Source organism: Acinetobacter sp. DL27 (assembly GCF_055810995.1).
Genome location: NZ_CM147947.1, coordinates 1,061,264 through 1,079,562, shown reverse-complemented (window position 1 = coordinate 1,079,562; position 18,299 = coordinate 1,061,264). Strand labels below are relative to the sequence as shown.

Here is an 18,299-nt window from a genome sequence, read left to right as displayed (position 1 = left end):
GAACGTTATTCATCACGCTTTTCGATCCAGTAAAAGTCGGCCCAGTAAGGATAATGCTTTCCTGAAGAATGAATATTTCTGAGTATCAACTGATCATCAATATGGACCTCAATTTTTTGGGATTGATAAGGGCCAGATAAATAAACATCTTTTTGTTGTCCAATGAGGTTTGAACAATAGAGTTGATGGCTTTTTATCTTTTTCGATGCTTCGCCTGCATGGGCGTTATGGATCTTTATTCCAATCAATAACATTGGATAACCATCATTTTTCATTGATGTATATTGCGTGACGGGATTTTGAAAATTTTGACTCGGTAACACAGAAACATCTAATAAACATTCAATTTTTCTTGCATCAGTTGCTGTCTCAGCAAATATAGCTAAATTCTAAAAACACTAGCACATGGAAACATCTGTAAAACCTCATTTCCTATGGTTTTAGGTGTGATAATAAATTAAGTATTCAGCTATACATTGATCGAAATTGCAGTAATGAAGAATAAACTGAGTCGAGTGAGCTTTATTATTTTATAAGCATAAGGATTGAAAAAGTTTGAAGGTTATTCTTTTAAATTGAGTTGTTGAATCACCAAGCATCTCTTGCTAAGCGATTCAACGTCTTTTTAATCAATTAAATAAAGCGAATAGGTTTAAATTCTGGTTCAGGAACATGAGAATCACACTCCTCACCTTCCTCTTTGTGCCCTTTATCGATATAACCCGTACGTTCTTTTTCAGGCGTATTCTGATGCTCCCAAGCAATAACGGCTTGCATACAAGTTTGACGTTGTTCAGCAGTCAACGCAACGCCATTCGGCCATTTACCAATTTCTACAGCTGTTTTTAAACGCTCAACAATATCGGCATCTAAAATAGAAAGCATCTGTTCAATATTCATGATTTAATCCTGTTGAAAAGAGTCAAAATCTTGGTTCCAACCGAGTTTAGTACGGCATGACATATAAAAATCATAACCCGGTGGATGTAATAAATTCAGTTTAAAGGGGTGCTTACGAATATGTAAGCTGTCACCCACATTGAGCGAAACACTGTGTTGACCATCGGCACTGACCATCGGCAAGACACGGTTTTCACGAATCAGAAGCTTAATTTCACTATGACCACCCACCACAATCGGGCGTGAAGACAAGGTATGAGGATGCATCGGTACCAAAGCAATCGCATCCATCCCCGGATGCACGATTGGGCCACCACCTGACAACGAATAAGCGGTTGAACCCGTGGGCGTCGATACAATCAAACCATCACTGTGTTGACGGTAGACGTATTGACCATCGATATTCAGTTCGAAGTCAATCATATGCACCGATTTGCCCGAGTGTAGTACCACATCGTTTAGCGCAATCGCATCATAAATGGTTTCACCTTGTGAGCGAATTTCCATTTCCAATAAGAAACGACGATCTAACTGAAACTCACCTTTTAAGACTTGATCGAGCTTAAAAATCACTTCAGTCGGCTTGATGTCGGTTAAAAAACCCAAACGGCCTCGGTTTACACCCATTACAGGGGTATTGAATTTGACCAAGGCACGTGCAGCATGCAGAAGTGAGCCATCTCCCCCCACCACAATCACCAAATCGACCACTTCACCCAGAAGTGCACGACTCACCGTTTGTGTGTTTTTATAAGGAACAAGTTCAGCGGTTTGCGCATCAAAAACGGGATGTAACCCTAAGCTGAGTAGATGATCATGAATAAGACATAAGGTTTCGACAACTGAAGACTTATCTGGACGTCCAATTAAGCCTATGTTTCGAAATGTTTTATGTGAAATTTGCACCTGCAACATCGCTCCGCTACGATTCCCGCCTATCATAACATTATTTATTTAAATTGATTCAAAAACTAAAGTGACTGCTGCTACACGCGGAATTGTCTATATTTCAGTTTGTTCACAGTTTAATTATTGCAAATTAGCGAAAAGCTTCGCATGATTAGCACAATTTCTCAGGATCTTATTCGTATTTATGAAGTCAGAACGTGGCATAGGTTTAATTGCACTGATCTTCTGCATCTTAGTCATTGCAGCATTCTTGGTGTTTAGTATTTATTTAATAAGACTCGACTCCGTTGTACGTGACAAGTTTGAAGGCAAGCGCTGGGACATTCCTGCGAAGGTATTCGCACGCCCACTCGAAGTGTATACCAATGCCCCTGTCAGTCAGGCTGACTTCACTCAAGAGTTAAAACTTTTGGGCTATAAATCCTCGGAAAACTATACCAAATCAGGGAACTTTGTCAGTTCTGGCAATGAGCTATATGTACACACTCGTGGCTTTGACTTCGGTGATAGTGTCGAGCCTGAACAAGTGCTTAAAGTCACCTTTGCGGATGAGCAAGTGGCTGAAGTCAGTGCAACTAAACCCTCATCTACAGGGATTGCACGTTTAGAGCCGATGCTGATTGGCGGGATTTATCCGCAGCATAATGAAGACCGTGTCCTAATTAAACTCGACAAAGTCCCTAAGCCCTTAATTGAAGCTTTAATTGCAACAGAAGATCGTAATTTCTATAGTCACCACGGCGTTTCAATTCGTGGTACGGCACGTGCGATTGTGAGTAATGTCACGGGTGGAAAACGTCAAGGTGGTTCAACACTGACCCAACAGTTGGTGAAAAACTTCTATCTCACCCCTGAAAAAACCATTAAGCGTAAAGTCAATGAAGCATTTATGGCTTTATTGGTCGAGTTTCACTATGACAAAGATGAAATTTTAGAAGCCTATCTCAATGAAGTGAACCTCGGGCAAAACGGCAACTATTCTATTAATGGCTATGGTTTGGCTTCGCAGTTTTACTTCGGTATGCCTTTGCGTGAGCTAAATATTGCGCAACAAGCTTATTTGGTAGGTTTGGTACAAGGTCCAACCTTATATAACCCTTGGCGTAACCCAGAAGCTGCGAAAAAGCGCCGTAATATTGTTTTAAACAACATGTTGGTCATGGGCTATCTCACCCAAGAACAATATGAAACTGAAACGGCCCGCCCTTTAAATGTGATTGCCAAACCGACTCTCGGCCCTTCACGTTTCCCAGATTTCTTAGACATTGTACGCCGTCAGTTACGTACGGAATACCAAGAAGGTGATTTGACCAACCAAGGTCTACGCATCTTTACAACGCTCGATCCAATTGCCCAAACCAAAATTCAAGATGCCTTTAAATCGACTGTTGGTCGCTTAAGCCGTGGCTCAAGCCGTCTAAAAGAGCTACAAGGTGCGGTGTTGGTTGCACACCCTGAAAATGGTGAATTGGTCGCAGCTGTTGGTTCAACCCAAGACTTTACTGGTTTTAACCGTGCACTCGATGCCAAACGTCAGGTCGGCTCACTGCTTAAACCTGTGATTTACCTCAGTGCGATTCAGTCGGGACGTTACAACTGGGCTAGCCCAATTGAAGACAGTAGTATTAGTATTCAAGCCAATGGTAAAGCATGGACACCTAAGAACTATAGCGGTGGCGAACATGGCGTTGTGCCGATGGTACAGGCACTGTCTAATTCATATAACTTATCAGCTGTTCGCCTTGGTCAAGAGTTTGGTTTATCAACGTTTAGCAATCACCTAAAACGTTTTGGTGTGACCAGTAATATTCCAACCTATCCATCCATTTTCTTGGGTGCGGTAGACATGTCTCCGATGGAAATGCTCAGCATTTATGGCAACTTTTCCACAGGCGGTTTTAAGTATCCGACTAAATCTATTCGTACTGTTGTCGATCAAAATGGTCGCTTGCTGACCCGTTACGGTTTAAATGTCCAACAAACCATTGACCCTGCTTCTGCCTATGTCCTGAATTATGGTCTACAACAAGTGATGACTTCAGGTACAGGTCGTTCAGCGTATAACACTCTACCGAACTCGCTTAAGCTTGCAGGCAAATCTGGAACCACCAATGACACCCGAGACTCATGGTTTGCAGGTTACTCGGGCAACTATGTTTCTGTGGTTTGGCTAGGTTTAGATGACAACAAACAAACTGGCTTAACCGGTTCTTCAGGTGCGTTGCCAGTGTGGACCAATGTAATGAGCCAACTGCGTCAAAAACCAGTCAACTTACGCCAACCGGATGATGTGCAATGGCATTGGATTGATCGTGGCACGGGTTATCTTGCCGCTCAAGGTTGTGAGGGTGCAATGTATATTCCCCTCTTGCGAAACACCGTACCACGCAAAGCAACCACATGTGGCTTACCGCATTATCAAGTTGAACCCACTTACAATCCTGAAACAGATGGTTACCAAGCTACACCTGAACAAGGCGACAGCATAGACAACTATATTCGTGAAAGTGAATCGAACATGCAGCGAAACTTAGAAGATGAGACGCAAGTCATTTCGAGTGGTAGCTATCAACCTGAATAAATAGGACGGATTTAAATTTTGATGTGGTTTAAACATTTCAGTATCTTAGCAACCATCGTGACTGTGGCAGGCTGTCAAAGCCTCCCACAGCCAGCTGAAAAAAAGATACCTGAAAAGCCGACACAGGCGGATAAAGAGCAGAAAACACCCTCTGGGGTCACAATTCACCCTTATGACCGCGAAGAGATTCAACGTCAGAAGATTGTGATTCCTGAACAGAAAAGCAAACAACAGTTTGATGATGGGCGACAGCTTCCTGCTTTTAAAAGCCTGATGCAAAAAACGCAAACGGCCTATCGCCAAGGCCAGTGGAGCCAAGCACAAAGCTACGCCATGCAAGCACAGCGTTTAGCACCACAGTCGAGTGAGACCTTTTTGTATTTGGCTTTAATTGCTAATCAACAAAAACAACCTGCAAATGCGGAATCGCTTTCACGTCGCGGCTTGAGTTATGCCCAAAGCAATGCCATGAAAAAGCAGCTTTGGAGCATTATCTTAAAAGCAGGTCAAATGCAGAAGAATCAGAAAACCATTCAACAAGCCCAAACAGCAATCAAAAGTCTGTCTTAAAAGCACGCTCCGTTAGATGGAGCGCTGCCCTGCTATACCATAAGCACCATAACTTTGCGCCTTGGCTAAATCAGCTAACTGTAAGCCGCCGAGAGCAAAAATCGGGATGTGAATCTCTTCTGCAATCAAACTGAACTGTTGCCAACCCAAAGTTTCACTATTGGGGTGGCTGAGTGTTTTGAGTACAGGGCTGAGCAAAAGAGCATCACAGCCAATTTCTTGTGCATGTTCAGCACTGCTACGGTCATGACAGGCCGCTATATAACGCTGTCCAATGTTCAGCTCCCCTTTACTCAATTGCATCAGTTGAGATTGTTTCAGGTGTATAGCCGCAACTGCCTGCTGTTGTAGTGGATTTAAACCTTTCCATAGTTCTATATTGACAATCACCCGTGCCAATTGTTCTACACTCAGTTCTGCAATTTTTAAAATATGTTCAGGACTGGCAGGCACTCGCCAATACAGCACTTGTTGTTCAGGCAAACCCTTCAACAAATCGATTTGATCTGAAATTTTAATCACGGGTGCAGCATAGAGTCGCTTCAAAATGGCTTGATTGGCTTTTGGAAAGTTAAGATCTTGTAATTCGGCACGCTTGAACCACGCCCATGGTGAGTGAATGTCTGCCAATAGATGATTTGATACTACAGCATGAAATAAATGCAAATTGACAATCACATCGTCATATTCAAACTGAATACAGTCAAAAGCATGCCAATCTTGTATATCAATTCCGACCTCTTCTAAAACTTCACGGCGACAAGCTTGCTCAAGCGTTTCACCTGCTTCCACCTTCCCTCCAGGAAATTCGTGCTTATTGCCCTGATGCTGTTCCGCCTGGCGCCAGCCCACCAACACTTTGCCTTGATGTAAAAGGATAGCTATAGCAACTTGAACCAAAGGTTTTGACATAATCAGATTCCATTTCAGATGTGTAGTGTATTGAGTGATTGCATGTAACGATATTGAAGTTTTTTATATTTTCAGCGAGAAAATGTTGACAGCCTCATTCGATAATGATTATCATTTAAATCGTTCAACATATACCACGGAGTCGCCAGAATGAACGCACCATTTAGCTTATTTACTCGTAACGAAACAGCCCATTCACTACCAATGCTACACTCAAACAACTTATTTGCCCTAGGCCGTGAAATTCGCATTATGCATGCTGGAGAAGAGTATCGTCTACGACTCACTCGCAATAATCGACTCATTCTTACCAAATAAGAACTATAAAAACCCAATAACAATAATCGTGGAAACAAGCAGTATGTCAGCGCGTACTGCTTTTAAATGTCTTTCAGTTTGATCATTTATGCTGTTTTTATCACAGATCACAATCTGCATATCTAAGTCTCAAGCGTATTTAACAGCAGTTCCACTTTTAAACCGCCTAAGTCGGATGAACTAAATAACAACTGCCCTGCGTGTAAATCGACAATTTTCTGACAAATGGATAAGCCCAAGCCTGAACCTTGTGTTTTTGTACCTAAAGCTCGATAGAAGCGTTCACCCAAACGCTGGATAATCGTAGCATCGACACCGTGTCCACTATTTTCAATCCTCAGTCTGAGCTGCTGTTCTTCGATCGTGAGATTGACAAAAACTTGTGCCTGCTCGGGGCTATAGCGAATGGCATTGTCGAGCAAATTGCGAAGTGCGCTAAATAAGAGCTGCTCATTGGCAAATACATAGACCTCTTTTGCAAGAACCATCTGAACCTCAATCTGTTTTGATTCTGCAAAAGGCTGTAAGGCTTTAATCACGTCCTGCATTAGCAGACTGAAGTCAAACTTAGTCTTCACCAAGCTTTCCTTTTGCTCAGGGTCAAGACGTGCCAGCAACAACAGATTATCCAACACCTGCACCCCACGACTGACATCTTGTTGGATCGATTTGAACTCACTTTCAAGTTCAGGAAACTTGCGCTTGAGCACCTGAAGTCGCATTTGTATCGCAGACAGTGGGGAACGTAGCTCATGTGAAGCATCTGCGGTAAAGCGTTGCTCTGCCACTAAAGCTTGGTCTAAACGCGCCAATAAGGCATTCAGCTGCGATAACATCGGTTGCAACTCAATCAGCTCAGGTTCTGGCATAGAAATAGGTGCTAAATCATTGACTGATTTATTTGAAATCTGCTCTGAAACTTGGTGTATCACCCGAAATTTACGTCGAATAGCAAAATGCATCAACAGCCACTGCACACACCAGACTAAAAACAACACACCGCTGAAAACTAGGATGCTTTGCCAAAAGGCATGGAAGCGTTCGGACATCGACTGGGTCACTTGAACCTGTAAACCGTGATTATCCTGCGCAGTATAAATACGCCACAGTTTCTGCTCTGACCAATAAAAACCATAAGGTGCATCTGAAGCCAAACTCAAATGATCCACTGTTATTTTTTCAGGTACATCTTCGGATGCAGTCAAAAGTTGCTGTGCATTATCGAGTCGATAGCGAATATCAAACTCATCACTAAGCTCTGCCAAGGCTTGACCATTGCTGACCGTTAAATCATCTGCCAGCAACATATCGGCCATTTCATCCATGATTTCATCTTGCATAGACATGGTCTGATAAACCGACACCCCAATAAACATCAGCAATGCCAATAGCCCCGCCAGAATTGAACTGAGGAGCGAACTTTTTATCAGCTGAGTTTGTAATGAAATGGGCTGCATCATTCGCTATCCTGATTCATGCGATAGCCCAAACCGCGGATGGTCTTAATGCAGTGGCTACCCAATTTTTTTCGAAGTTGATAAATAAAGACTTCTATCGCATTACTTTCGATTTCATCTCCCCATGCATAGAGACTTTCTTCTAATTGCTCACGGGTGACCACGTGTTCGGGGCGTAACATTAATTTATGTAGGATTTGAAACTCTTTTGCGGTGAGATTAATCGCTTGCCCATTCTGAGTAACGCTTTTGGCTTGTGGGTCAAGCTGAATGTTGGCATAACTCAACACCTGCGTATTACGATGCTGCTGTCTCAACTGTAAACGGATACGCGCAGACAACTCTTCCAAACTAAAAGGTTTAACCAAATAGTCATTGGCCCCCAAGTCCAAGCCCCCAACCCGATCTGAAATGCTGTCTCGTGCGGTAAGAAAAATCACAGGAGTCGATAGGTTCTTGCCACGGACTTTCAGCAAAATGTCATCACCTGTAGCATGTGGCAAACCTCGATCTAAAAGCACACAGTCATACTGATGCTGTTCAATCGCTAAAATGGCATGGTCGCCCCGTTCCACCCAGTCGACACTGTAGCCATCCATTTCAAGCCAAGTTTTAATACTCTCAGCTTGAGAGGCATCATCTTCTGCTAATAATATCCGCACTGCTTAACCTGCCTAATCACTATTGTTTAGATCATGTCGTGAAATGGCTCAAAATACAAAAAACCACAGGGCTAAAATCCAATCGAAGCCCTGCGGTTTTTTAAGAAAGTCCAATCACATTTAATTGAGCTTGGGCAAGTGTGTTTAGAATTTCACTTGATCTACATCAATTTCAACGCGTTTTGCTGGTTTGTAGTCAATATCTACTTCACCGATAATGGTTACAGGTGTTTTAGCCGAAATTGCTTTGCCACCCCATAATTCATCATCAATGTCGACAGTAATTGAACCGGTTTGATCACGGAATTCATACTTTTCATCCCCAATGGCTTTGACCACATAACCTTTTAACTGGACGTGACTGTCATCTTTTAATGTTAACGCATGCTTAACTGTAGTTGGTGTTGAAGCAGCAACTGCCGCTTGGTTCACTGCCGTATTTGCTACCGCGACAGTGGTTGAGCCAATAACACCAGCAACCAATAACGCTTTCATCATCATATTCATATCCAGTACCTCTATTAATTGTTCACCTATTCGATGAAGTTATTAAACCAAAGCTAGATGAGCTGAATCTTAAGAAAGCGTCAAGTAAAGCATTAAAGGTTTAGTTAAGTGGGACGACACGTAACACTTCTTCTAGTGTCGTGATGCCTTCTAAAACTTTACGAGCCCCTGCAATTCTTAAAGGCTCAATGCCTTCTTTTTTGGCTTGTTGACGCAGTGCGGTCAAGTCACCATTGGCACCAATCAGTTGCTTCGCCTCTAAACTCACAGGCATAAACTCATAGATGCCGACTCGTCCTTTGTAGCCCGTTTGACGACACTCTTCACATCCCACTGCGGTAAAGACTTTTTCAGGCATCTCCATAATGTAATCAAAAGTCAGATGCTCCCATTCTTGGCTATTGATTTCCTTTTCAACTTTACAATGTGGACATAAGCGACGTACGAGACGCTGTGCCAATACCCCTAAAATGGTTGCCGCGGTTAAGAACGGTTGTACGCCTAAATCATGCAAACGCGTTAGACTGGAAGGTGCATCATTGGTGTGCAGAGTTGACAGCACTAAATGCCCTGTAAGTGCGGCCTGAATCGCCATATTGGCCGTATCATGGTCACGAATCTCGCCGACCATAATAATGTCAGGGTCTTGACGCATCAGTGCGCGAACACCATCAGCAAACCCAAGATCAATGCCTGTATTCACCTGCATTTGGTTAAAACTCGGTTCTAACATCTCAATTGGGTCTTCAATGGTACAGACGTTCACCTGTTCCGTAGCTAATTGTTTCAAAGAAGAATAAAGCGTGGTAGTTTTGCCTGAACCCGTTGGCCCTGTTACTAAAATAATGCCGTGACTATGCGAAGTTAGCGCTTGCCAATCACTGAGTAAATGCCCTTCAAAACCCAACTGCTGAAAACTGCGCACTAAAACTTCAGGGTCAAAAATACGCATCACCAACTTTTCACCAAAAGCAGTCGGTAAAGTCGAAAGACGCAGTTCTGTTTCTTGTCCTTTTGGTGTCCGTGTTTTTAACCGTCCATCTTGTGGTTTACGTTTCTCTGCCACGTTCATTCGACCTAAAATTTTAATCCGCGAAATCACCGCGGTTAAAGTATTGGCAGGCATGTTATAAATCGTATGCAGCACTCCATCAATACGGAAACGCACTTTGCCGTTGTCTTTACGTGGTTCTAAGTGAATATCACTGGCACCTTGCTCAAAAGCAAACTGTAGAACCCAGTCGACTAATTTAACAATGTGTTGGTCATTGGCATCAGGATTTTGACTATCGCCCAACTGTAGAAGTGCTTCAACGCCTTTATTTTCACGCTCGTAACTCCCAGACTTCTGTGAATTACTGACGGCGCGACTCACCTGATAATACTCCACCATATAACGCTGTAATTGTTCAGGACTGAGTAATACACGCTGGATTTTTTTCGGTGCAACATTTTGCTCCAAATTTGCGATCCAATCTTTCATATACGGCTGATCTGTTGCGATCAACACTTGATTGGCCTGAACTTCAACAGCCAAGATTTTATTGCGGAAGGCGAATTCTTGAGACATCACCGAAGTCAAAGCTTGCACATCGGCTTTGAGTGGATCAATCACATAAAACGGTAATTGGGTCTTTTCGGCTAACCATTGACACAGCCGATTTAATGTCAGTCTTGACTGTGGATGCGACTGATCTACCAGATTAAAATGAGCAATCCACTGTAATGGATGCCACTTCAATTGATCGCGTTGACGGTGCGAGGTTTGTACTAGATTTTTTTCTTTTTCAGTAATTCGCCCATCTTTAAACAGTTGATCTAAGCACCAAGTGGTATCAATTTCAAAATTAAAATTCATTGTTATACGTCCCCAAACATAACCTCACTATAGCAAGATTTTCTGTATTCATTCGCACAAAGCATAAGCAAATCCTACAAATATCGAGAAGTAGCCAAGCTCATCAATATAATCACGAATTTACTCACAAATCTTGCTCTTTTAACTTGAATCCACCTTCAGCATTCGCCTATATTTTAGACAATTCATTAGATTTTGTGAGATAGGCTTGGACTTCAGCATAGTTTCCATCAACAACTTAGCGTTATCTGAGGTCCTCATCACCTTGGCTTCAGCATTAGGCTGTGGCCTATTGATTGGTTTAGAACGTGAACGAAGTAAACAACGTGAAAACCAACAGAGCTTTGCAGGACTACGCTCCTTTGCCATTTGTGCACTCCTCGGTGCTATTTGTTTTTTATTTGGTGTCAGTATCGGTATTGTCGGTGCGCTGATCATCGGCGGCATAGTTATATTCTCAATGAAAAACCAAACAGAAGATTTGGGTTCAACCACTGAACTTGCCTTTGTCATGACTTATTTTATCGGGGCGATGTGCTTATGGAATACACCTCTAGCAGCAGGTTTAGCCGTGCTCCTGACCATTATTTTAATGACCAAACATCCGATGCACAGCATTGCGGGGAAATGGATTACTGAGGCTGAGTTTAAAGACGGTATCTTTCTCCTAGCGCTGATTTTAATTGCTTTGCCCTTAACGCCGAATACGCCTTTATGGGGTGCTGTGCTGAATCCCTATATTATTTTAAAATTAGTTACACTTATTCTTGGTGTTCAAGCGCTTGCACATATTGCCAAACGACTGCTGAACACTAAAAATGCCATGATTTTATCGGCAATCGCCTCAGGTTTTGTATCCAGTACCGCGACTGTTGCCAGCTTAGGCATGGAAGTACGTGCAGGTCGAGCACTTGCCAAACCCAATGCAGGTGCAGCGCTCATGTCCTGTATTGCGACTTTGTTGCAACTACTAATTATAGTCGCAGGTGTGAGTATACTTTGGCTCAAAACTATACTGCTGCCGACGCTTGTGGCAAGTGTCCTTTTAGGGATCTGTGCTTATGCGTTGGTACGATCTGCCCCTGCACAAGAACAATATCAACCCACTGATTCACGCATGTTTAGCTTAAAAGAGGCTGGCATTATTGCCCTGACTTTGACGTTCATCCAAGCGGGTGTGTATGGACTTAACCTTTGGCTGGGAGATGCAGGTTTAATCGCTGGGACTTTACTGGCTTCTTTGTTTGAGATTCATGCAGCGATGGCAACAGTGGTCATGCAAGGGGCACCGACAGACACGGCAGCAATGTCTGCATTTATCTTAGGTTTAGCTGCACACGCTGTTGCCAAATCCGTTAATGCCGCCTTAACAGGTGGTAAGCAATACTTTATTACTTTTGCCCCGATTCAGATTTTGCATATGGTGGTTTTGATTGGGCTACTTTGGTGGATGATTGATTAATTCCATTTAAATAATTAATTTTTATAAAATTTAATTTTTTATTTTCATCATATTAATCTATAATCGGCCCGCTTCATTTTTAAACAATAACTTTATTAATAATATATTTTTGAATTGGGATCTTTATGAAATTTAAAATATTATCGCTTGCTGTTTTTAGCGCATTAATGCTTAGCGCGTGTGGTGGCGGAAGTTCTGATAGTTCTAACAATACTAGTACTAGCAATAACTCAACATCCAATAATTCTTCAACTAATAACTCTAATAATACAAATACAGCCCAGCAATGGGAAACAGTTCGTATTGATTATTGGTATGACTCATATACGCAAGCTGCTGATTTTAGTTTAGAAAATACTTTAATTACCTTAGTCGATGGCAAATCTTACGCTGATATAGAAGCGGATGAAGATACAAATGAAATTTACTTAACTGAACAAGGTGAGTATCAAACATTTGGTCCTACAAATAGCCGCTATGGCGCTTTAATGGGAGAAATGACCTTCATCAATAATCAAATCAAACTTAGTCCTTATTCCGCAATCGGATCTACAGGTTTAGAATTCACCACAACTGTGAATCAACGTAATATCGCTGGTGAAAGCGTACTTGCAACTGTAGACCCTGAACTGAATTGGAACTTAGACTATCCCCAATATAGCGTTAAGTATCCAGATGCAATCAATACAAAATTAAAAGCATACCAAGCATTAAAATTCCCAGCGGGTTCAACCTGCTTACAGGAAACAGAATATTCGAATAATCAGGAATATTTACTCTTATCTGAAGCAGAAAATGTATATCAACAGAACTTTAATGAATTTGTAGAACGGTTTACCAATCAAACCGTACAAAATTATTTTAAGCTCACCAAATTTAAAAATGCACTTGCATATCATTACAGTCCAGATGAAACTGAAGCAAATGCCTTCACTGGATACACTCAATATAAAGGCGCCTACTATACAAGCTCAAAAGAAACTGCTGGCGTAGAGTCCAATCTTGCAAATGATATCCAATTAGATAAAGAGCAAATTAATCAAAGTAATATGTCCACCGATGAGAAAGCAGCTCGGCTAACTAAGGCAGATGGCTTAAATAAAGGTTGTGATTTATACAATTCAGTTGCAGCAAATTATTTAAAACAAAACCTAAAGTTTTAAATCCATTTCGAACAACTCCGTAGATTTAAATTTTAATCGATACAGGAGCTTATAGCTCCTGTATTTCTACACAAGTTTCATTTACTTTAAATTTCACATCTAAATTTGCAAATTTCATCCCATAAATTCGTGCTTCATCATACTGATACGCCGGTCTGGGATCTAAAGATAAAACGGCTTCAAGCTCTTGTACGGTCTGTAGTGAAAGTTTTTCACTCACCAAAAGCTGCTGCTTCTGTTCGATCGCTCGATCCGACCATATCACCGATTTACGTTTAGGTTCATCTTGCGCGTAGCCACTTTCCGCATCTATAACTGCATCTGAGTAGTGAATATAAGGTTTGATATCGACAATTGGGGTGCCATCTAGTAAATCACTTCCTGTGACATACACTCGAACTGACTTCCCTTCTTTTTTGACACACTTGAGCCTTACCACCGATAGACCAATCTGTGAAGGCCGATACATGCTGCGCGTAGCAAACACCCCTATTTTTTTATTCCCTCCTAAGCGTGGCGGACGAACTTGTGGACGAAACTGGGTTTTTTCTGGATTTTTATTGTCATGAAACTGCCACACCAACCATAAATGACTAAATGCCTCAATCCCTTCAAAGGCCAGAACATCATTATAGGGTGCTAGCATTTCAATATAAGATTCCACTTGAACCAAATTAGGCTGACGAGGAATACCAAACTTTTCCTTATAAGAAGAGTGCATATAGCCAATAATTGGCAAGGTTAACTCAGTCATCATCACTTTTTCTAATAAGCTCAATTAAATATATTCAGTTTATCGAGAATGATTTTAGATTAGAATAGCAACCTGTTCTAATTTGATAATTTATTGAGACCTTTAATGGCTGCTTTCAACGTCGAAAAGATTACTCACGTCCACCATTGGAATGATACTTTATTCTCTTTTAAAACGACGCGCGACACTGCTCTACGTTTTAAAAACGGTCAATTTGTGATGATCGGTCTTGAAGTAAATGGCAAACCGTTAATGCGTGCTTATTCTATCGCTAGCGCAAACTACGAAGAAGAACTTGAGTTTTTCTCAATTAAAGTTCCTGATGGCCCTTTAACCTCTATTTTACAAAAAGTTAAAGTGGGCGACGAAATTTTGGTATCTAAAAAACCAACTGGAACTTTAGTACTTGATGACTTAAACCCAGGTAAAAACCTATACCTACTTTCTTCTGGTACAGGTCTTGCGCCGTTCTTAGCAACCATTCGTGATCCTGAAACGTACGAACGTTTTGAGAAAGTGATTGTGGTTCATGGTACACGTTTCATTTCTGAGTTAGCGTATCAAGACCTTATTTTAGACGAACTTCCGAACAATGAGTTCTTTGAAGAGCTAGGCATTAAAGACAAATTGGTTTACTACCCAACAGTTACTCGTGAAGAGTATCCAAACCAAGGCCGTGTAACAACAGTAATTGAAACTGGTGAGATTTTTGAGAAGATCGGTTTACCACGTTTTAACCCAGAAACGGACCGTGCAATGCTTTGCGGTAGCCCTGCATTCCTCGATGACGTTGCTGCACTTCTAGACCAACATGGTTTAAAAGAGTCGCCACGTATGGGTGTACTTGGTGATTACGTGATTGAACGCGCATTCGTTGAAAAATAAGATCGTATAAATATATTAAAAAACCGAAGCTTAGGCTTCGGTTTTTTATTTACTCTACGCATAGTTTTATCTAATATTAAAAAAAATAACAAATCTAGAATTTAAACCCATGACCTTTCCAGAACTCAAATTTAAAGACTATTTACATCCAAAACCCAAGCCCAGCGGCCTCGATGTACAGTGCAAACTCCAGCATTTTGCCCTCATTACTTATGCCGTTGACCCAGCTCGTTTTAAAGAGATCATTCCAGCACGGTTTAAGTTAGACACGGTCCAGTACCAAGGCAAACAACATGCACTGATGTCGGTAGTGCCCTTCATCGATGTCGATTTCAGCTCTGCGGTTTATCCTTTTCCAAAATTCACTATGGGGCAAACCAATTATCGAGTCTACGTGATTGATCAGGAAACACAGGAACGTTGTGTTTGGTTTTTAGGAACAACTTTGGACTCTTGGACGCTAATCGTTCCTCGTTATGTCTGGCAACTACCGTGGCATCCAGCACAGATTGAGTTTGATTGCCAGCAAGATGCAGAGGGTCGATATACACAATATAAAATGCGTACCCAATCGGCATGGGCCACTTCAGATGTACATTTGTCTCAGTCCGAACATGACCAATGGCATTTTGAAGGCTTTCCCAATTTAGAAAGTTATCAGGTCTTCTTGACTCATCCTTTGGCAGGATTTACCATCGCCGCGATGGAAAACTCGGCAGCTATCGTGTGTGGCATGGTCGCTTAAATCCGAAACCTGCAACGCTGCATTACGCTCGCTTTGAACTTTTAGCAAGGCTCAATCTTGTATGCTATGAAGATCAGCTCAAACCCTATAGTGTTCTGATTGAACCAATCAATGAATTTACCATTTATTTACCCCCCAAGGTACCTTAATCATTCGGCTGAATAACACAATAAATAATGAATACCCTACATATTTTAAGGAATATTAAGCATAATGAATAAATTTCAGCTAAGATAATGAGAGATTGGTTGTTTTTCTCCACAAATTCTCTATAATTCAACAAAACAGACAAGTCTGTCTATTTTTGCTGAAATACTGAATGACCGAAAACATTCAGAGGGTACAAAAAATATAAGAAGGCACATTAAGTTGCTCATATTCATATCATGCTTTATTGTCAAATAATGTGCGATATGGAACATAATCATTATCAGCAAAGCGCGATAACCTAACCGTTATCGCGCTTATTTATTTGTACGTGATTTATTTTAAGCGCATTTAAGCCAGCAATATAATGAGTGTATTGGGTTAACCTTAAAATCAAAATTTATATATTAGGCAGCTGAAAGTTCCATTTGAATTAAAGTATTCACACGCTTCCAATAATCTTCTAAATGCACTTGGTTCGGATCGATTTGCGCTTGTATGGTCATACCATCCAAAATACTGGATAAAAAAGCCGCCAACTGTTCATCCTGCTTCACACCTAGACGATTCAAAGCCTGACATAACTTGCCTTTTAACCATTCTTTATAATCAATTGCAGGCTGTAGCGAAGAAGGATAAATTTTTGAAATTTCTTCAACTGCCTTTTGGAACATACAACCATTAAAATCCGCGCTATGAAACCAAGCATGGTACCATTCAAAAATTGCACGAATATGGGAGAGATAATCACTTGGGTCACATGCAGCAATCGTCGCTTCAAGCGACTGCTGTAAATTTTGGTTTCTTGTCACTAAGCATTCTTCAATTAATTTAGCTTTAGATGGGAAGTATTTGTAAAACGTCATTTTAGCAACGCCAGACTCACTAATAATTCGATCCACACCGATAGAATTATAACTATGTGAGTTAAAGAGATTAAGCGCTGTGTTAATGATGTCTTCTTTTTTTGACATTTATTTTACCTGATGCACAAAACTTTAAAATTAAGCCATTAACCCAAAAGAACAGCACATGAAAACGAAATACATCGATTGAAGACGATATTATATATCAAATTTAGATCAACACCGTTTTTTTATAAAAAACAATAATAATATTAAATCAAATATTTGAAAAATATAAGTTTTTAAAATAAATAAAATACTAGAGGAATCAAATCTTTTTCACTATGATAAAAATGATGACAATTAAAATTTACCTCGTATATGAATGCTCTCTCCTTCACCCAGTCTGAACATACCCGCGCAGAGGTTTTGCGCTTTATTGAACGATCCTTAAACTCAACGTCATGGGCAACCAATACTCAAGCGATCAGCCGTTTAAAGCAAACAACAGCCGAACATGTTCTATTTCAACATCCGATACTGACACGGCTGCATCAATGCCAACTGAACCTGGAACAGCTGAAATTTATTCATCTGAATTATTTTACCGCCATTGTTAAAATTTTCACTGATACTTTGAGTATGGCTATGTATCAAGCGCTGCAACTTGAGCACGACAGCAATATCGTGGAGCAAAACCGCATTGCAGCCAAGATATATGCACGTTATTTGTTGTCACTAAATCTTCTAGATGAATTGGGTTTTAATACCCACCGACTTGAGAAAAGCTCACCCTCTAAATCGCATTTGGTCTATTTCCTTCAACTGATGCAGCAACTTGAACTCAATGTCACCGATCAAAAACAGACCGAGCCTGAAGCATTTGCAATCGCACAATTTATTCAAGAACATATTCATTCTTATGCAGACTTGCTGCTCATTTTGGCTTGCACCGAACTACAAGTCATTAAGTTTAGTGAAGCACTCAGAACTAATCTCGCAGCCTATGATCCTTTGTTTACCCAAGGCTACTATGCATGTCATGGCCTTGCAGAAACATGTGATACAACCCTTGCTAACGATGACAATCATGAAGACGATATTTGGGTGCTATTCACACAATGCTATAAACCTGAACAGGCTCTGTATTTCCAGCAACTTCAAACTGAATATTTAAGTCTATGGAATAATTTTTGGAGCAAGATGAATTTGGTATTAAGCTAAACTTTAATCTAAATTTAGTTAAAAATGACATATTAAAGCTTGGAAAAATCATTCAATTCATACATGAAAAGCCATGCTGGAATAAGTATTGTACTAAATAACATTGTGTGAAAAGTCTTCTCAACGCTTAATTTACAGTTTCAACCGCTCTTTTTTTATCAAAATAATCTTGTGGATAAGGGTCTTGACCTTTTAACTTATTACGATATTTCATTACACTAATCTGAACACCTTCATCCGTTAAAAATTCATTATAAAAATCCTGTTCTTTTGGATATTCAAAACCTAGTTTTTCAAATATTTGCTCTGACAATGTTCCAAAATTTTCATAAGATTTACGAAACCCAAAATAGTTTATAAAACGGCTTTGTTGCACAAACCTACCGATAAAGTCTTATTC

At 40.7% G+C, this 18,299-nt stretch carries 18 protein-coding genes and 1 pseudogene; 8 read left to right on the top strand and 11 right to left on the bottom strand.

The annotated features are described in order from the left end of the window. Positions 1–5: 5 nt before the first annotated feature. The 3 genes from AC0KVP_RS05205 to AC0KVP_RS05195 all read right to left on the bottom strand — a co-directional run bounded on the left by AC0KVP_RS05205 (position 6) and on the right by AC0KVP_RS05195 (position 1,842). The gene (locus AC0KVP_RS05205; RefSeq protein WP_473340425.1) at positions 6–380 is read right to left on the bottom strand and encodes a hypothetical protein; all 375 of its coding nucleotides are present in this window, start codon (positions 378–380) and stop codon (positions 6–8) included. Between the two features lie 253 nt (positions 381–633). Then, positions 634–900, bottom strand: a complete 267-nt coding sequence (locus AC0KVP_RS05200; protein WP_058869973.1) for a YeaC family protein — start codon at positions 898–900, stop codon at positions 634–636. Between the two features lie 3 nt (positions 901–903). After that, entirely contained in the window at positions 904–1,842 is a 939-nt protein-coding gene (locus AC0KVP_RS05195) for an NAD(+) kinase (RefSeq protein ID WP_201702837.1), read from the bottom strand. A gap of 151 nt (positions 1,843–1,993) precedes the next feature. Here AC0KVP_RS05195 and mrcB point away from each other — a divergent pair, with 151 nt between their 5' ends. Next, the gene (gene mrcB, locus AC0KVP_RS05190) at positions 1,994–4,390 is read left to right on the top strand and encodes a penicillin-binding protein 1B (protein WP_473339442.1); all 2,397 of its coding nucleotides are present in this window, start codon (positions 1,994–1,996) and stop codon (positions 4,388–4,390) included. A 21-nt stretch (positions 4,391–4,411) separates the two neighbouring features. After that, on the top strand, positions 4,412–4,960 hold the full coding sequence (locus AC0KVP_RS05185) for a tetratricopeptide repeat protein (RefSeq protein ID WP_473339440.1): 549 nt from the start codon (positions 4,412–4,414) through the stop codon (positions 4,958–4,960). A gap of 12 nt (positions 4,961–4,972) precedes the next feature. On the opposite strand, the gene AC0KVP_RS05180 is transcribed toward AC0KVP_RS05185, so the two are convergent. Further along, entirely contained in the window at positions 4,973–5,872 is a 900-nt protein-coding gene (locus AC0KVP_RS05180) for an NUDIX domain-containing protein (RefSeq protein WP_473339438.1), read from the bottom strand. Positions 5,873–6,022: 150 nt separating this feature from the next. Here AC0KVP_RS05180 and hemP point away from each other — a divergent pair, with 150 nt between their 5' ends. Next, positions 6,023–6,190, top strand: coding sequence for a hemin uptake protein HemP (hemP, locus tag AC0KVP_RS05175; protein WP_004696105.1), 168 nt, complete (start codon positions 6,023–6,025; stop codon positions 6,188–6,190). A 122-nt stretch (positions 6,191–6,312) separates the two neighbouring features. Here the strand turns inward: hemP and AC0KVP_RS05170 are convergent, their stop codons facing one another. From AC0KVP_RS05170 to tfpB, 4 genes are all read right to left on the bottom strand, one after another. After that, entirely contained in the window at positions 6,313–7,650 is a 1,338-nt protein-coding gene (locus AC0KVP_RS05170) for a sensor histidine kinase (RefSeq protein ID WP_473339436.1), read from the bottom strand. Next, positions 7,647–8,309 carry a response regulator transcription factor gene (locus AC0KVP_RS05165; protein WP_473339434.1) on the bottom strand — a complete coding sequence of 221 codons (663 nt, stop codon included), beginning with the start codon at positions 8,307–8,309 and terminating at the stop codon, positions 7,647–7,649. Before AC0KVP_RS05165 ends, AC0KVP_RS05170 begins: the two co-directional genes overlap by 4 nt. 144 nt (positions 8,310–8,453) lie before the next feature. Then, positions 8,454–8,816, bottom strand: a complete 363-nt coding sequence (locus AC0KVP_RS05160) for a NirD/YgiW/YdeI family stress tolerance protein (protein ID WP_004696098.1) — start codon at positions 8,814–8,816, stop codon at positions 8,454–8,456. A gap of 100 nt (positions 8,817–8,916) precedes the next feature. Next, positions 8,917–10,674: a type IV pilus assembly ATPase TfpB gene (gene tfpB / locus AC0KVP_RS05155; protein WP_281962985.1), complete on the bottom strand. Its 1,758-nt coding sequence runs from the start codon at positions 10,672–10,674 to the stop codon at positions 8,917–8,919. Between the two features lie 208 nt (positions 10,675–10,882). Between tfpB and AC0KVP_RS05150 the strand changes: the two genes are divergently transcribed. Further along, entirely contained in the window at positions 10,883–12,136 is a 1,254-nt protein-coding gene (locus AC0KVP_RS05150) for an MgtC/SapB family protein (RefSeq protein WP_473339430.1), read from the top strand. A 125-nt stretch (positions 12,137–12,261) separates the two neighbouring features. Beyond that, complete coding sequence (locus AC0KVP_RS05145; protein ID WP_473339429.1) at positions 12,262–13,299, top strand: hypothetical protein; 1,038 nt, start codon at positions 12,262–12,264, stop codon at positions 13,297–13,299. 49 nt (positions 13,300–13,348) lie between these two features. Here the strand turns inward: AC0KVP_RS05145 and tsaA are convergent, their stop codons facing one another. Then, positions 13,349–14,056 (bottom strand): tRNA (N6-threonylcarbamoyladenosine(37)-N6)-methyltransferase TrmO, encoded by a 708-nt coding sequence (gene tsaA / locus AC0KVP_RS05140; protein WP_473339427.1) that lies wholly within the window; start codon positions 14,054–14,056, stop codon positions 13,349–13,351. A gap of 102 nt (positions 14,057–14,158) precedes the next feature. Here tsaA and AC0KVP_RS05135 point away from each other — a divergent pair, with 102 nt between their 5' ends. Continuing rightward, a complete protein-coding gene (locus tag AC0KVP_RS05135; protein ID WP_004696086.1) occupies positions 14,159–14,938 on the top strand; it encodes a ferredoxin--NADP reductase in 780 nt (259 codons plus the stop codon). A gap of 109 nt (positions 14,939–15,047) precedes the next feature. Then, positions 15,048–15,683, top strand: coding sequence for a DUF2071 domain-containing protein (locus AC0KVP_RS05130; RefSeq protein WP_473339425.1), 636 nt, complete (start codon positions 15,048–15,050; stop codon positions 15,681–15,683). A gap of 554 nt (positions 15,684–16,237) precedes the next feature. Here the strand turns inward: AC0KVP_RS05130 and AC0KVP_RS05125 are convergent. Further along, entirely contained in the window at positions 16,238–16,804 is a 567-nt protein-coding gene (locus AC0KVP_RS05125) for a TetR/AcrR family transcriptional regulator (protein WP_058869982.1), read from the bottom strand. A gap of 252 nt (positions 16,805–17,056) precedes the next feature. On the opposite strand from AC0KVP_RS05125, the gene AC0KVP_RS05120 reads away from it, so the two are divergent. Beyond that, positions 17,057–17,899: a hypothetical protein gene (locus AC0KVP_RS05120; protein WP_473339423.1), complete on the top strand. Its 843-nt coding sequence runs from the start codon at positions 17,057–17,059 to the stop codon at positions 17,897–17,899. Between the two features lie 127 nt (positions 17,900–18,026). Here AC0KVP_RS05120 and AC0KVP_RS05115 read toward each other — a convergent pair. Next, positions 18,027–18,275: pseudogene (locus AC0KVP_RS05115) on the bottom strand (putative type VI secretion system effector); the annotation flags it as partial. Between the last annotated feature and the right edge of the window lie 24 nt (positions 18,276–18,299).